The 14,259-nt window shown below is 59.8% G+C and carries 16 protein-coding genes and 1 pseudogene; 1 reads left to right on the top strand and 16 read right to left on the bottom strand.

What is annotated here, in order from left to right:
- Nucleotides 1-3 precede the first annotated feature (3 nt).
- The 11 genes from BM438_RS38325 to BM438_RS38280 form a co-directional block, all read right to left on the bottom strand.
- On the bottom strand, nt 4-1,371 hold the full coding sequence (locus BM438_RS38325; RefSeq protein ID WP_093645448.1) for a TrbI/VirB10 family protein: 1,368 nt from the start codon (nt 1,369-1,371) through the stop codon (nt 4-6).
- A 19-nt stretch (nt 1,372-1,390) separates the two neighbouring features.
- Nucleotides 1,391-2,278 (bottom strand): TrbG/VirB9 family P-type conjugative transfer protein, encoded by an 888-nt coding sequence (locus BM438_RS38320; RefSeq protein WP_425270759.1) that lies wholly within the window; start codon nt 2,276-2,278, stop codon nt 1,391-1,393.
- 17 nt (nt 2,279-2,295) lie between these two features.
- Nucleotides 2,296-3,150 carry a VirB8 family type IV secretion system protein gene (locus BM438_RS38315; RefSeq protein WP_093645442.1) on the bottom strand — a complete coding sequence of 285 codons (855 nt, stop codon included), beginning with the start codon at nt 3,148-3,150 and terminating at the stop codon, nt 2,296-2,298.
- A gap of 8 nt (nt 3,151-3,158) precedes the next feature.
- Nucleotides 3,159-3,302 (bottom strand): hypothetical protein, encoded by a 144-nt coding sequence (locus BM438_RS45755; protein ID WP_167378518.1) that lies wholly within the window; start codon nt 3,300-3,302, stop codon nt 3,159-3,161.
- Between the two features lie 149 nt (nt 3,303-3,451).
- Nucleotides 3,452-4,321, bottom strand: a complete 870-nt coding sequence (locus BM438_RS38310; protein WP_093645439.1) for a TrbL/VirB6 family protein — start codon at nt 4,319-4,321, stop codon at nt 3,452-3,454.
- A gap of 69 nt (nt 4,322-4,390) precedes the next feature.
- Nucleotides 4,391-4,636 carry a hypothetical protein gene (locus BM438_RS38305; protein WP_093645436.1) on the bottom strand — a complete coding sequence of 82 codons (246 nt, stop codon included), beginning with the start codon at nt 4,634-4,636 and terminating at the stop codon, nt 4,391-4,393.
- Entirely contained in the window at nt 4,626-5,393 is a 768-nt protein-coding gene (locus BM438_RS38300) for a TrbJ/VirB5 family protein (protein ID WP_093645433.1), read from the bottom strand. Before BM438_RS38300 ends, BM438_RS38305 begins: the two co-directional genes overlap by 11 nt.
- 25 nt (nt 5,394-5,418) lie before the next feature.
- A complete protein-coding gene (locus BM438_RS38295; RefSeq protein ID WP_093645431.1) occupies nt 5,419-7,989 on the bottom strand; it encodes a VirB4 family type IV secretion system protein in 2,571 nt (856 codons plus the stop codon).
- Nucleotides 7,989-8,426, bottom strand: a complete 438-nt coding sequence (locus BM438_RS38290) for a VirB3 family type IV secretion system protein (RefSeq protein ID WP_093645429.1) — start codon at nt 8,424-8,426, stop codon at nt 7,989-7,991. The genes BM438_RS38295 and BM438_RS38290 overlap by 1 nt, the downstream gene beginning before the upstream one ends.
- A gap of 7 nt (nt 8,427-8,433) precedes the next feature.
- Nucleotides 8,434-8,709: a hypothetical protein gene (locus tag BM438_RS38285; RefSeq protein WP_244179544.1), complete on the bottom strand. Its 276-nt coding sequence runs from the start codon at nt 8,707-8,709 to the stop codon at nt 8,434-8,436.
- Between the two features lie 140 nt (nt 8,710-8,849).
- On the bottom strand, nt 8,850-9,509 hold the full coding sequence (locus tag BM438_RS38280; protein ID WP_093645425.1) for a lytic transglycosylase domain-containing protein: 660 nt from the start codon (nt 9,507-9,509) through the stop codon (nt 8,850-8,852).
- Between the two features lie 526 nt (nt 9,510-10,035).
- Here BM438_RS38280 and BM438_RS38270 point away from each other — a divergent pair.
- Nucleotides 10,036-10,323 (top strand): Arc family DNA-binding protein, encoded by a 288-nt coding sequence (locus tag BM438_RS38270; protein ID WP_093645588.1) that lies wholly within the window; start codon nt 10,036-10,038, stop codon nt 10,321-10,323.
- Nucleotides 10,324-10,394: 71 nt separating this feature from the next.
- Here the strand turns inward: BM438_RS38270 and BM438_RS38265 are convergent, their stop codons facing one another.
- The 5 genes and pseudogenes from BM438_RS38265 to BM438_RS45925 all read right to left on the bottom strand — a co-directional run.
- On the bottom strand, nt 10,395-11,375 hold the full coding sequence (locus tag BM438_RS38265; protein WP_093645421.1) for a fatty acid desaturase: 981 nt from the start codon (nt 11,373-11,375) through the stop codon (nt 10,395-10,397).
- A complete protein-coding gene (locus BM438_RS38260; protein ID WP_093645419.1) occupies nt 11,353-12,072 on the bottom strand; it encodes an autoinducer binding domain-containing protein in 720 nt (239 codons plus the stop codon). Before BM438_RS38260 ends, BM438_RS38265 begins: the two co-directional genes overlap by 23 nt.
- Before the next feature lie 14 nt (nt 12,073-12,086).
- The gene (locus BM438_RS38255) at nt 12,087-12,350 is read right to left on the bottom strand and encodes a hypothetical protein (RefSeq protein WP_093645416.1); all 264 of its coding nucleotides are present in this window, start codon (nt 12,348-12,350) and stop codon (nt 12,087-12,089) included.
- 314 nt (nt 12,351-12,664) lie between these two features.
- Nucleotides 12,665-13,726 (bottom strand): hypothetical protein, encoded by a 1,062-nt coding sequence (locus tag BM438_RS38250; protein ID WP_208620747.1) that lies wholly within the window; start codon nt 13,724-13,726, stop codon nt 12,665-12,667.
- Between the two features lie 257 nt (nt 13,727-13,983).
- Nucleotides 13,984-14,259: pseudogene (locus tag BM438_RS45925) on the bottom strand (hypothetical protein); the annotation flags it as partial.

Below are 14,259 nucleotides of genomic sequence, written 5' to 3'. Positions count from 1 at the left end.
TCCTCATTGCTGTCCGCTCTGGCCAACCGGCTCGCCCTGCGCGTCGACGTTCTCGTACACGCCGCTCAGGTCAATGTCGCGCGCCACAAAGATATTGATGACCGAGCCCTGGTTCGAATACGCTGTCGGCGGGATGTTGATGGTGTTACGCAGCGTCTCCGCAGCCACATCCTGCGTGGCGTTCGAACTGTTGGAGAACGTGATCTGCTGGCCGGACCCGGTTGCCTTGTTCGCCAGCGCCTGGCCGAAGTCGCCAATCAGGCTGACCATCAACGCGCCCTTGAAGCGCTGCCAGAAATGCTCGTCGACGTAGGCCGGAATGCCCGCGGCACCCAACGGATCGGTAGCCGGCGAGTTCAGTGGAATGTGTACGTCGCCGTCGTCGATCTCGTCCCAGATCGCGCCGATCACGCCCTGCCCCTGGATCACCGCATCGCGCTGCTCGCCCTTTGCCATCGCACCCTTGCGAACAAGCAGCGTCGTGCCATCGTCGGACCACACGTCCTGCGCGATCGGGCACCCGATCAGGCCCGGCCGGTCGGTGCGGATCGCCGTCGACTGACCACAGCGGATCATCGTGTTGCGACTGAGCAGGTAATGCCGGTTCGGCCGGAACGAGGCCTGCATCGGCTGCAGCTTTGACGGCTGCAAGGACTGGTCGATCGACGAACCGTTGCCGTCGCCGCTGTCCGTCCTGCCCGGCGGGCTGGACGTGCCGCCTGCATTGCGGCCGCGCAGCGCCGACAGCCCCATCGACTTCGCCAGACCTGCCAGACCTGACGCATCGTGGCCACTGACCCCGGCGTTGCCGCTGCCGGTGTTGCCACCGCTGTCACCAGCAGCTTCATTGGCGGCCACGGGGCCATCGTTGCTCTGGCCAGAATCGTCGTTCCCCTCATTGCCCCTACCCGCGACGAGCACGCTGCCCTGCAGGCGGCGCTCGGCCGGCGTAAGCGGCCGCGGCTGGTTGCTCACGGCCGCAGCCTGTCCGTTCGTCTGCGATGCCGCGCCGGACGGCGTCGCGAGGTGGGAATACGCAGCCGCCGCGGCCGCAGCCTCCGACGCTGCACGGGCCTGCTCGTCCTCTGCGTGCTTGATACGATCCTTCTGCGTCTCCAGATCCGCACCGGCATCACTCGCGCCGCTGTCCTTCGGCTTGTTCAGCACCGCCTGCTTTGCATCCTGATGCTGCTGGAACAGGCGCTGCAGATAGATCGTGACGCCCGACGCACCCAGCGCAATAACGGCGAGCGCGACCAGTACCAGACGCAGCTTGCCCACACGCGTTTTCCGGCGACCAGGCAGGTCGAGCGATGGCTGCGGGCCGACGTCGGTCGACGCCGCAGGTTCCATTTCGTTTCGTTCAGTCATACCCTGTTCGCTCCCTTGATCAATTCGTCGATGCATCGGTATGGTCACGCGCGATGCGCACGCTGCCCGGTACCGACGAGCCCGCACGGTTGTAATGACCATCAGGCGAATAGCCGTCGTTGCGGATACCCAGCACCGACTGGCCGTAGCGGATGACAAACGACTTCGACACTTCGTGCACGACGACCGTATCGCCTTCCATATGGAAGTTCGCCGTCGCCTCGCCACCGTCGGGAAGCTTCGTGAAGATCGTCGGCAGGTCACGCGCGGTTGAATACTTGAAGTACGTGAAACGGCCGTCGTCCCACAGCGCGGTCGGCGCGAGTGCGCGATCGCCGCGCATCATGTACTGGATATTGGCTGCTGCGGGAACCGACGCCACAGGCGTGGATTTCGCAGTGCCCACGCTGTTCACAATCGAGGCGGGAATGGCCGGCCCATTGCCCTGTTGACTGCCCAGCGCAGCGCTTACCGCCTGCTGGCGGCGCAGCTGTGCGCTCGCCGCTCTGGCGCGCGTGTCCGGATAGTCGAACCGCAGGATCCATGTCGCCGGCTGTGCAGCCGACACATCGACAAGAGACAGCGGATAGGTGCGCCGGTTGGTGACCAGCAGGAGATTGGTTTCCGGTTGCGGCGCACCCGGTTTGAGCATCGCGCCACTGTCGTTGATGGCCACGTGCCAGGCCTTGCCGTCGCCTATCCCCTCGCCGCTGTTGATGATGTGCTCGCCTGGCTCGAACTGGATCATTACCGCACGCCCCGGCATGGTGGCCACACGATAGGCCTGGTCTGGGTCGTAGGTCGCGCACTGGATGTGCGGGTCTGAACCGCAGCTGCGCGGCGTTTCGAGCGCTCGCGCGTGGATCGGCCCCAACGCGAAGCCCAGTGCGACCGCGCCTGCGGACATCCGGATCGTTCGTCCTTTCATGCTCCACCTCCGGCTGCAGCCGGGGCCGACGCCGGTCCCGACGTCGCCCCGGCATCGGCGGGCGCCCGGGTCCAGTCTCGCGTGACCTCGTAGCTCGTGCAGCGAAAACCGTCCGCGTTGAGATCCTGCTGGTCCTGCTTTTCCGGCACGTTCACACGCTCGAAGGCGACCGTCGCAATCCAGTACGTCGGATCCGGCCGTTTCGCTGCGGGATTCAGCGGCACCAGCTGACGCGAGAAGAACACCTGAGCCGTCGTTCCCACGAACGTGATCGAGCCGACGTGCGCGATGACCCGCGCCTGATCCTTCAGCAGCTTGAGCGGGCCCACCGGGCCGCGCACCAGCCCGTCATAGGCTTCCTTCTCGTGGTCGTCGCTCATGAACATCACCGCGGCATGCGTGTCCGAAATCGTCTCCCAGTCGTAGCTCTCCCGCAGTTCGACGTAACGGTGCAGATCCGCCCGATCGGTCTTCTCCGAAAACGTAACGTGTCCGTTCGCGGTTGTCGGCAACACATCCACCTTCCCTGTCGTGTCGTTCACGCGCAGCACAGCGGGGGGGGTCGGCCGCTTTAGGAGTCCTAAAGCCCCCATGCCAGAAACAGCGGCGAGCGCGACAACGCCCGATAATACTGAGCGGCGGTCGGCGATACGGGCCTTCTCTTCCGCTGCTTCGACCTTCGACTTCTCGAAGGCCTGCGCCTGTTTCAGGTACCAGCTGACCGCATCGCGCTCACCTGACTCAACACCGCTCACCGGCGCCTCCGCGCGCGTGGTCGACCCGGCCGGGCTTCCTTTACGTTTGCGCGCGTTCGCTCCCGACGCAAACCACTGCCTGATAGTCGATGCCATCCTGGTCCTCACTTCGGTTCCGTATGGCCCGACTGCTGGGCCAACGGTTGATTGACGGGTACCCACTGGCCAGTCGGCTCGGGTGGCTTCGGCGCCGAGCTGCACGCCTGCAGCGCGAAGACCATCAGTAAAATAGCGACAGGAGATTTCATGGTCTCCGTTTCTCCTTTGGATTGAGCAAAACAGGCGTATTGCGTGGCATCTAGTAAAACAGCGTGATCGATACCATCGTGCCGATCGTTGCCACCACCGCCGCGATCAGCCACCAACGTGCGATTGTCCTGAATAACCTGATCATTTTTTACGCCTCACTCAAGCTACCGCCGGTCTTCGGCGATCCGCCGCCCATTTTTCCCAGCAAGCCGGTAAATTTCGCGACGCTGCCCAGCTTGCCCACCATCGTCGAGATACCGACACCGCCCGCGAGAGACGAAGCCAAACCCGGCAGGTTAAGCGAGATAACCCAAAAGGCCAGGCCCATGATGTCAAGGTCAATAACCTGCGCTATAGAGGGGGATCCGTTCAGCGGTACCACGCCCATCGCGAAATTGACTTCGAGTGCACATGCAGCCGCGAAGAGCGCGACCAGCAGGGTGTAGTTCATGCATTGACCGACCCAGTTCCAGAAGAACTGTCTCGATGGTGGGAAGAGCGCCGCTGAGATGAACAACGGACCGAGTGCGAGCAGAAGCCCAAGCGCAAACTTCGCCAGAATGATGTACGCAATGGCTATCGCCATGAACGGGCCACCGAAAATGATCATCAGCGCGATCGTCCAGATGGCCGCAATAACCTTCAGGCCGGACGCTTGTGCATAGATCGCCTGCGCTGCGTTGATGTATGCATTGAGCAGGTTGTCGAGGCCGGACACCGGGTTGCTACCGTTGGTCAACGCGCCGGCAACCTGTTCGCCAAAACCATTGAAGAATGGAACGACGTACTCACTGTAAAACTGGATGTTCATCCCGCAGGTCAGGATCAGAGCCCACGTCGCCATGCGCATCAGGAAATCGTTGATCGGCTCGTCATTGCGCCCCTGCCAGTACGTCCAGAGAATCAACAGGACATAGATACTGAAGCAGGTGGCCATCAATGGCGATATCAGCGCAATGATGTTGCTCGATCCGGTCGAGATCGTGTTCAAGACGTTCTTGTCGAACGAATTGGTCATTGAGGTGAAAAGCTGGACGTCTGCCACGGATAGCTCCTGCTTCGGTCAGTGATTGATGGACGAGCCGGATTACTTCAGCCCGGCCGCGCGCGCTTCGGCATCGTCGCTTGCAGCGTTGATACCCTTGGCCTTACGCTCGGCGGCCAGCTTCTCGGGAGTCGTGCCGAGAAACGCCGCATCGAACTTCAGATCCTGCTGCCGCTGCTGCTCTTCCTGCACGTTGTGCTGGTGACGATCCCACGCGAGGTATCCGAGATAGCCAGCGATCGCGACCAGCAAAGCGATGATTGAGCCGAGAAGTGTCTTATTGACCATTGGTTTTCCCCAGAAATGCGTTGTCGAATTCACGGTCGCGCTGCTGTTCGGCAAGCTGCAGCTCTGTTTTCTGCAACTGCGCGGTGAGCTGCAGGCGCGTCTGGTCATTTGTGACCATCGCCTCTTCCGCGGCCATCCGGTTCTGCAGATCAGCCTTTTGCGCCGGATCCTGCGTCATGTTGGACTGCTGCATCAGCGCATGGATGTTGTTCAGGCGCGCCATCGTCGCGCTGTACGCCTGCTCATTCATCGCCTTGTTGGCCGCGAGCGTGTCGTAATAGCGCTGCTGACCGGGCGTGCTCGCGCCGGTCATGCTTTCCTGCTGCTCGATCGAACGCATCGACGAACTGATACCCGAGAGCCCGCCGTTTTTCGCCTGGTCGTAAATGTTTTGCCACTGTTCCGGAAGGTAGTTACGCAGCGACGCATCGTTCATGATGTTGCCGAAGCTGCTGTTGCCTGTGAGCGCACGGTACTGGTCTTCCTGATTCTGGATCTGCTGCCCCAGCTGCTCGACCTGCATCATCTGTTGCGCGAGCTCCGCCGGTGAGATGGTCGGCACACCCTGCGCCCGTGCCTGCGAAAACGCGCACGCACACAGAAGTGCGATGAGAGAGCTTCGCGGCCGCAGCCACTGCGGTCGGAATGTGAGACTCATACCGCCACGCGTTGAGCGTTCGCGTAGCGTGAGGCGAAGCTCGGCGAGCGCCGGATCGGCAGCACGGGCTACGGCCGGATAGACATCGGTGCTGTTCATTATTCCCTCCATGGGTTGCAACACATCAGGCAAAAACTTCGTCGTCCACCGGCTGATGTGCCGGCGGATAAATCTGCGCAAGCTCGGCACGCTTGCGCTCGAGGCCGCGCTGCAGTTCGGCGGACCACAGCCGCTCATCTGCGCCGTGCTTCGCCGCGAGCCGCGTGCGCAGCTTGCGTTCGAACACGCGCTCCAGATAGACCGGCAGCCAGACGTCCGGATCGTCGCCAAACTCGGCGCGCACCCCGTCGCAGATCAGTGCGTTCTCGCGATCGCCAGAGAACACCGCAATCGCATCGTCCAGGCCGCTCAGGTCAAAGCTGGCGAAGGCCGACTGGTTGCCCTGCTTGATCAGGAATCGACGCGACTGTGGCGTGAGTTTTTTGAATTCCCTGAACTCCTTGCGGGTCATGCCGTCGCGCAGATAGGCTTCTTCTTCGGCCGCCGGATCGGCCAGCCAGAGCTTCGTCGCGACCAGACTGCGCAACGCGGGAAACAGGTCTGCCGCACGCTGCGCCTGTTCCGGCTGTTGCGTGATCAGTCCCATGAACTCCCCTTCCTTACGCCCGCTGGCGAGCGTTTCCTCAATCTGCTCGCGGATCGTGCGAAAGCGCAGCGGCAGCCAGTACTCCTCGATCACGGTCTGCATCAGGGTGCCCTCCCGACGCATCAGTTTCTTGAGATGGAAGAGCCAGGCGAATGCAGGCTCCGACGGCTCATAGTTCTCGACAAGAAATGCCTCAACGTCGAAACCGATCCAGCGTTGCTCGCTCATGTTCAGGGAAAGATTGGGCGGGTTATCGAACACCCACCAGAACCGGCCGCCCTCCGACTTGCACCAGATCGACAGACGTGCGCGCAGGCCGTCGTCGCCTTCGTCCGGAATGCTGTCCAGTAGCAGGCTGAAGCGGCGCAGCCGAACGTCATCGACCCCCATGACCGCATCGACTGCGTTGCGGCAGTGAATCTTCTCGGCGGCCGTCAGGTCAATCCTGATTGGCTTGCCCTGATGGTCGACACCGTTCTTGCGGCCGCACAGTTCGACAAGCCCGTACAGGAATTCGCGATTGTCTGGCGTGTCGGCGAGCTCGAACGGCGCCCATCCTGTCGGCTTGCCTTTCTCCAGATAGACATAGGCGCCACCCATCGCACGAATGAACACTTCCCAGCCCCGGCCCTTGTCCAGCACGTACAGCATCGGATCGAAGCGGTACAGCATGCCTGTCATCGCGGTGACGACCGTAGATTTCCCGCTGCCCGTCGTGCCTTTCCCTTCAAAATGGCCGGCCACCTTCTCGGAGACATTGACGTCCCCGAGCCGGCTGGCGTGCGAACTGTAGTTGTACACGCCGGAATCCGAGCGAAACGGGATGACGGCCGACCCGTCACCGATCGGGTTGCCCTCCGCCTTGCCTGACGAGTAGTCATGGCAGGTGTACATCGCCGCAAAATTGCGCGAGGACTGCACTTTCGGTCGCGGTTTGCGCCGCGCGCCCGGGACTTGTGAGAAGTACGTGAACGGAGCAGACCCCGTCGCGGGCGACCATTCAACGCCACACTCGTTGCGCGAACGGGACGCAAACCTGTCGGCGTTCTCCAGCGCTTCTTTCGCTGTTTCGCCGTAGATAACCGCCGCGCCGTGATACTCGCCGAACGACAGTTCACCCGTGTTCACGTAACCCTGTGCGTCGCGCAATTCCTTAACCTGATGCTTCGCCTTGTCACCGGCCGACTCCAGCTTGTTGATTGCCGAATCGATAGTCCGGTTTGACTCGAAGCCCGTCATGCAGTTGAACGTATGCGTAATCGTGAATTCCATGTTCAACGTGATCAGCGGGTCGAGCTGGCCCCAGCCAGGCTTCTCCGGGCAACTGCGAAGGTCGAGGCAGGTTGCAACGCGCCGGTACGCCGGCACGTCGCTCGCCCCGATCTCGAGCGTGTTGTACCCAAAGTGCAGATGGCTCGACGGGATGACATCGGTGCCGGGTTCCGCCGCGACCGGCAGATCGCCGGTCTTCCCATTGATGAGATAGCTGACGAGCCCATACAAAGGCGAGAACAGCATCTTCGTGCCGTTCATGTGCTTGCGTTGGTACACTTCAAGCAACTCGGCTTCATACTCGGCGAACTGCAGCAGTGCCTGTTGGGCGAGAGACCCGATTTCTTTCAGGCCGTCATCGAACTCCTCGTATTTCAGAATCAGCGACAGGTAGTAGCGGTTCTCGAAGAACTTTTCGTCTCCGAAACGTCGCCCGATGTACTCGCGTACGAACCACTGCAGGAAGCGTTGTTTGAACCGGTACACGCGATCGAAACTCACGCGCTGGCGCACGAACGTTGCGTGATAGCCAAGGCGGCCACCCAGGTCGCGACCCAGCTTGCTGTACGCTTCCGTATCACGATCGAACATGCGCTCCATCGCGACGTTCTCGTGCACCTCGAATGGCACGCCGCGCATGGCCAGCGTCACCATGAACCGGTTGCCCTCAAGGTGCTGTACGTGTTTTGTGACCGGATGCCCGTACTTCGGAATCCAGTCTTCCACGGCGCCGATCGCGCCGAGGATTTCGCTGGTGACGGCGGGTCTGCTTTGCATCAGGCCTCCGGATCGAGTTCACGCAGCCGGCGCTCACCCCTGGACAACGGTTTGAGGAAATCGCGGTAGACGCGGCGTTGCCGTCCGTATCTCAGCGGCGCGAGCGTAGCGGTATTGCCGAAGCGCGGGGCGGCTCGCCCGGCATTTAGCCGCGCGCGGACCCGCAACTGCCAGAAGTAGAAGCGGCAGCGCAGTTCGAGCCACATGATCCGCAGGCCCTGGTCATCGGTTTCGCAGATGTGCTTGAAATACAGCAGCACCGGAAAGCCCAGGAAGACAAACAGCAGACCGCCTGGTCCGACGAAGAACGAAATCAGCACGCCGACAAACATCGACGCGACGACGACAACCAGCATCGCCATATAAGGAACGCCCCAGATGGCCGCCGTGCGGCCAAGGCCGTTGAATCCGGGATAGCGGGTTTTTTCGTCCGACATGGCGTGCTCAGCTGAACATGTTCCACAGATACGGTGCGAGCACACCGACCACCGAGCCCACCGCCGCCACCTTGCCGCACATCGTCACAAACTCGCTCCAGTGCGCGCGATCGGCCCAGCACTCCGCCCCTTTCCACATCAGCACGCAGGCCGCGACGACGCCAAGGAACGAATAAAGCCAGATCTTGAAGGTGGTCGCGCCCTGCGTCGCCGAATCGAGCCCACCACCCGCGAATGCAAGTTCCGGACCGATTGCGGTGCCGAGTGCTATCGTCTGGCGCATATGGGTTGCGATTCGCCGCATTGATATGCGATATGAATAATCTTTCAGTTGTACTAATATCATGGTCGCGAGCTTCGTATTGCAATACATGTCTTCTCCTTTCACGTGGTTGAGATCAGGCCGCGTCGTCGCGGCTCAGGTCAGTTGCAGTCGTTGTCACAAGCGGAATCGCCGAATGCGTCCCATGGCGGATGCGGTACGTCCTGCCGTTGTTTTGGGCCACTGCGGCGCGCGGAAGATGTTTTGGCATCGGGCGCTGCAGCGTGTGCTGGTCTGCCGGACTGACTGTCCATCACAACAGGAATCGCAGGAACGACGGCGCTTGAACCTGCCGCCATCTGGGCGTTGGCAACGACGCGCTGTACATAACTGGTGCCGCCAGCGTCGGCTGACTCGCCGCGCGTGAAATTGCCGCTGTAGTAGCAGCTGATCGCAGCACGCAATGCCGGCGCACCCTGCCCCATTGCCGCAGTCGCCCGCTCATAACAGTCGCGCAGTATCGCGCTGCCCGCGCGCAGGTTCTCACACGGATCGAAGGCCGTTTCGTAGGTCAATCCGTAGCGGGCAAGATTGGCCTTGTTCACCTGTCCAAGCCCCATGCTGAAATTGATGCCTTGTGCACTGAGCGCCTTTGCCGTCGTCTCCGCTTCAGCGCGATCGCGCGGCTGGCGAACAAGGTGGCCACCAACGACGCCGATCGCGTAGGGATTGAAGCCGGACTCAGTCCTCACGACCGCCTGAAGTGTCATGGGGTGGACGTTCGGCGCGCATTGCTGGGCCAGGGAGTTGAAATCAAGCATGACTTTCCCCTTCACCAACGCTCAATCGTTGGCTGCGCCGGAACGATATAATGGCTTTAGCCATTGTCGACCTCTCAGGTTTCAACAACCGGTCAGGTCGGCGCCAATGCTCGCAACATCGACGCTGACCGCTTCTACTACCCGTACCTCCACGCCTGCCCTTCCCTGTCTGGCGTTACCTCGCCAAGATCCGGCCCGCGCGATGCGAGCCAATTAAATCTCCTTCTGACACCGCCTCCTGTCGCGACGTGGGCGACGCGGGGAGCGCATCCGACGCGCACTCGTTGCTGACCGCCTCATCTTCCAGTTCGGCCCGACGAGTACGAAGCTCAACAATCAGCTGCGCATTTTTTGACCGTGCCTCCTGCTTTGCCCGATCGATGAGCCACTCATTTAGCTCTCGGGGGAGTCGACACTGCGAGCGAACGATGTCACCCATTCTCTCTCCTCTGGTGCTTTATAGTCACTACGATGCAGTGACACAATGTCACTATATTCCAGCGCCAACGTAGTGTCAAATGTCACTATGAAAGACAGCTACCGCTCACAATTCCGGCTACCGTGGCCCCTCTACCACCAGCTGAACGAATCCGCCACGAAGAATCAGCGCTCACTCAACGCTGAGCTGGTCGCGCGTTTGGAGTCGACCTATCCCCAACTCAGGGTCCGCGACGATACCGAAGTCGACGAATTACGCGAAACCGTCACTACGATGTCTCTCGCCGAGCTCATGACCCCAGACGAGATAACGATGTTCGCCGAACGCATGCTCGCTCTTGCCACACGCAAGCGCACTACCAAGACAACACCGTAGTGACACTTTCCAACAGATGATGTGACGAATTCAAGAGGCCCACTTAGCCTTGCAGCCGCCAGTGTTTTATGCTAGTCGTTTGTCTTTGGTAGCCTATGGTTCATGACTGAGAACCATAGCGGTGGAATTAACGCCAGGCCAAACATGTGCAGATAGCCGCCAGGAAGCGCTCTCCCGGCGTGAACCAGACGATCATAGGTCTGCGTTTGCTCAAGATGATGGTGGGTGTGAAGCCCGTTATTTACGAATAGGCGATTGGACAACCAGAAATTAACGTCCCACGCAATTTGATTGCCCAGGTCGTCAGGACTACCACACAGGCCATAGTGCTGTAGGTAGCCAACCGCCTCTACGACGAAGACAGAGACTATGCCCTGCCCCGCGTAGAAGACCGCCCCACGCCACCCACCAAACCACGCGAAAAGACCCACGACCACTACGCTGACCAGGACGATCTGCAGGAGCCGGCTTCCCCTCCAACTGCGGGTCTGACTTAGCTCGTAAGCAATAGCGGATCTCAGCGCCGAGAAGAAGGAGCGGCCGACGTGACGCCAAACCGACAGGCCAACATGGGCCGTTGAGCCAAATCGTGGATCGCCGACATGCCCGTGATGGAGTTGATGCACGACTCGGTAGTGAGGGTATCCAGCGACTGCTAGCGCTACGTCGGAGATCAACCTGGATGCACGGCCGCCGCGGTGCATTACCTCGTGAATATGCGCCATCGCGAATGCACTCACCACCCCGGAGGCAACAACGAGCCCGGCAAACTCCAGTGGCCTCGCGATCATCGCTCTTTCGAGGGCAACAAGCACCGCAGCGCTCCACACGCAAATATAAGTGACCGGGACTACAGGACCGCTCGGCGCTTGGCTCGCCCTCTGGTTCGTGACCTCCACGTCCTGCCCGATAAGCGCGTCAGCGGCAGGAACCACCGCAACCAGGAATAGCAAAAACAGCCAGGGATGCCGGTAAAAGAAGAATGCCGTCGCGGTCGCTGGTAATAGCGTCGACAGCCAGAACCCGCCCTTATTGCTGCGCAAAGATGTCATTTTCTTCCGCAAACCACACCGCCGCGGTAATGTGCGAAACGCCAATCTTTTCGTTGATCCGTTGGAACTGCCTGTAGACAGTCGTCGAAGACACCTTCAGCTCATCGGCGATCGCACCTGCATTGAAGCCAGATCTTACGAGTCCAATCAACTGCACGTCCTGTTGTGAAAGGCCACACTTTCTGATCGCATCTTCGCGCACTCCCCGCGATGACCAATCGAGGAGCTCCAACGCCAGGGCCCGGAAAAATGCCCGCCCCTCTCTGAGTTTCGGCTCACCTTCCTCGGGCTTCACGCTCGAGCCAAGGTAGAGAGCTCCAATCCGGCCTTTCTCGCTAGCGTGCGCAGGAATGAGGAACGTGCTGAGAAACCCGTATTCCGCGGCAACCTCAAGCATCCGCTTTTGCCCGGCAGTCCGGACTGGCAACTCCGAGCCCAACACTGGCGCAGTGTTCGATCGTGCGTAATCGAGACAAGGGTCCGTCAGATACCATCGATTCGCGTTGTACAGTTGACACCATTCAGGGCGACAACCGATCAAGAATCGATGGGTAGAGCGGCTGGCTGAATGATCGGTAGGATGCAACGAAACGAACACAAACCATTCCGCTCCCTTCGATCGAATTGCGTCGCTAACAAGCGGCGTCAACTCCAATTCATCCGCTGCATTTATAACGGCATCAAAGCTCAGTTCCATTACGGTCGATCCATCTAGATTACTTCACCAACCCCATCCGCCCAGACAATGTTTCGCACTTCCATATAAATTGCCCGCATCGCCGAATGATGTGGGTCCGAAAGCGCGAACTTTTCAAACTCGCCTTTTGATGAAATCGGCATAATCTGAACCAGCATAAGTTCGTCCCCCTGAATCAGATACCTTTCCGCAATGAAACCGCCTGGCACCTGATAGAGGCGAATGCCCACCTGCTCGACATCGGCACTAACGGCTCGTTCATAGACAAGGTTCTTCATAATCCTCGCCTTCGATCTCGGGGCGATGCCCGCACGCACGACACGTCCGATTCTTGACTTCATGCTCAGACAGAGACGAAATCACATTGTCTGCCACGCATCTTTCGCACTCGAAGATCGATACGAAAAATTCCGCGCGGCAGAATTCGCACTTCATTTGATGGACTTCGTTTTCCTGCAAGACTTCCCATCCATCATCACCGTGATCGGCCCCACAAGAAGGGCACACAATGCTGATACAGTCGCTCATAGTTTCCAATCCAACAATCATCTTCGCTCCGGCGAATCGCCGGGCCACCTCATGCACCCGGGTGCTACGCCAGCCTTCTGCCCATCCGCGCTGGACACTTGTCGCGCGATCGACTCGAACGCTGGCTTTGCACGTAATTAACGAACTGTTCTATCTCGGAGTCGGCCATCCCGAGCCATGCGAATCGTATGGTTCCGGGCTCCAACGGGAAAATTAACTCACGGTCGATGCCGTGATGCTCGAGATACTGAAAGAACACGAACAGGTCATCGTCCTGCAACTGCTCCAACCATGTTCGCAGGCGCTTCAACTCCTCGTCAGTCAGATCCGCCGGCGATGTGTTCAGAACGCTCAATGCGAAGCGCGTTGGGCAGGGCGCTCGCGGGACGTAGTAAAGATCGCAGTGGTCCTGGTGCGATGTGCGGGGATCGACGCCCAGTATAGGAAACGAATGCCCCTGCTCCTTTGCTTCCTTCGCACGCTGCACCCACGGGCGATCGTCAGGGGATGTTGGCCAGATGCGTTTCAGGTCATCAACCCGGTACTTCTCGCGGGATTCCCAGATCTCATGCAGCTCGCGGTACTCCCTTGATTGAGAAATCCGGTAAGCCGCATCGACAAGCGGGCTGTCGTGCCAGTGAGCGAGCGGCCTGGTGCGTTCCGCTGCATACATGCGCTGATGGTCATCTTGCAGATTGACGCCCGACTCCTCGAACAGGCGACGAAATAGAACCAGTGATTTGCGGAAATACTGGGATGCGCCATCTGACTGCGCATACAGGCGCTCCGGAAATGTTTGCGCGTTATCCGGTGCAACATGGCCATTGGCCGCGTCTGTAATGCCCGTGACAAGCCAGAAAGCATAGTGCGGGAAAAGACGTGCCAGCGCCTCGATCATGTCTGGCGCGGGTCGTTGTCGACGATGAAACACCTTACGCCAGCGCTGAATGGAAATACGGGTGTATTCCGTCAGCCGCTCCAAGTAACCCCGGCCAGACTCGGGCCTCGGGAGCAGAGTACCGAACGCCCTGCGAAGTGCGCCCTTTGGCCTTTCGTCTTCACTTGGCGCGAGGCGTGCCTGCTCATTCAGGAGCAAGATCATGCGGTCTTCGATCGTCGTGGTCATATTTGAAGCAATCCCAATCAGTCAATCTGTCCCGATTAGATCAATTCATAAGATATGACCATACCCGCCCTCCCTTCCCCTCCGCCAATTCAGTTACAAACGGAAACACGAAGAAAGGTACCCACTGCTACAAGGCGAAATTTCTCTGCGTCCATATGCTTCTCGCATAGACGACATGGCAAATATGCCCTATTCCACCCGTATCGCTGGGGCGATGGGCAATGACACGGTTTTAGTGAGATTGAGATAAGGGTCGTTTAGCCGAAGCGCTGAATGAGTGCAAGCGCCACGGCGCGGAGACTGTCTGGCGACAGTTCCTGCAAGTCAACGACTGGTGCGTCTGCAAGTGCGGGATAACTGCGCCGTGTCGAACGTGCATAGGCGGGATCGTAGTGCGCGACCATAACCCGCTCGAACAACTCGGGTATTTGCCGTGTTCTGGCCGAGGCCGTGTAAAAACGCGTGAGCCGGCGGTCTGTCGAGCGACTGGTGAGGCCGCGCCTTCGCAGCTTCCTGTCTTCCTGTTGTCTACG

Origin of the sequence: Paraburkholderia aspalathi (assembly GCF_900116445.1) — a bacterium.
GTDB classification, from domain to species: domain Bacteria; phylum Pseudomonadota; class Gammaproteobacteria; order Burkholderiales; family Burkholderiaceae; genus Paraburkholderia; species Paraburkholderia aspalathi.
The sequence above is the reverse complement of the archived record's forward strand: the minus strand, read 5'-3'. Positions and strand labels throughout refer to the sequence as shown.

Coding starts and splice junctions, on each gene's coding strand:
- BM438_RS38325 (WP_093645448.1), bottom strand. CDS start 1,371: ATGACTGAACGAAACGAAATGGAACCTGCGGCGTCGACCGACGTCGGC.
- BM438_RS38320 (WP_425270759.1), bottom strand. CDS start 2,278: ATGTCCGCAGGCGCGGTCGCACTGGGCTTCGCGTTGGGGCCGATCCAC.
- BM438_RS38315 (WP_093645442.1), bottom strand. CDS start 3,150: ATGGCATCGACTATCAGGCAGTGGTTTGCGTCGGGAGCGAACGCGCGC.
- BM438_RS45755 (WP_167378518.1), bottom strand. CDS start 3,302: ATGAAATCTCCTGTCGCTATTTTACTGATGGTCTTCGCGCTGCAGGCG.
- BM438_RS38310 (WP_093645439.1), bottom strand. CDS start 4,321: ATGACCAATTCGTTCGACAAGAACGTCTTGAACACGATCTCGACCGGA.
- BM438_RS38305 (WP_093645436.1), bottom strand. CDS start 4,636: ATGGTCAATAAGACACTTCTCGGCTCAATCATCGCTTTGCTGGTCGCG.
- BM438_RS38300 (WP_093645433.1), bottom strand. CDS start 5,393: ATGAACAGCACCGATGTCTATCCGGCCGTAGCCCGTGCTGCCGATCCG.
- BM438_RS38295 (WP_093645431.1), bottom strand. CDS start 7,989: ATGCAAAGCAGACCCGCCGTCACCAGCGAAATCCTCGGCGCGATCGGC.
- BM438_RS38290 (WP_093645429.1), bottom strand. CDS start 8,426: ATGTCGGACGAAAAAACCCGCTATCCCGGATTCAACGGCCTTGGCCGC.
- BM438_RS38285 (WP_244179544.1), bottom strand. CDS start 8,709: ATGCGCCAGACGATAGCACTCGGCACCGCAATCGGTCCGGAACTTGCA.
- BM438_RS38280 (WP_093645425.1), bottom strand. CDS start 9,509: ATGCTTGATTTCAACTCCCTGGCCCAGCAATGCGCGCCGAACGTCCAC.
- BM438_RS38270 (WP_093645588.1), top strand. CDS start 10,036: ATGAAAGACAGCTACCGCTCACAATTCCGGCTACCGTGGCCCCTCTAC.
- BM438_RS38265 (WP_093645421.1), bottom strand. CDS start 11,375: ATGACATCTTTGCGCAGCAATAAGGGCGGGTTCTGGCTGTCGACGCTA.
- BM438_RS38260 (WP_093645419.1), bottom strand. CDS start 12,072: ATGGAACTGAGCTTTGATGCCGTTATAAATGCAGCGGATGAATTGGAG.
- BM438_RS38255 (WP_093645416.1), bottom strand. CDS start 12,350: ATGAAGAACCTTGTCTATGAACGAGCCGTTAGTGCCGATGTCGAGCAG.
- BM438_RS38250 (WP_208620747.1), bottom strand. CDS start 13,726: ATGACCACGACGATCGAAGACCGCATGATCTTGCTCCTGAATGAGCAG.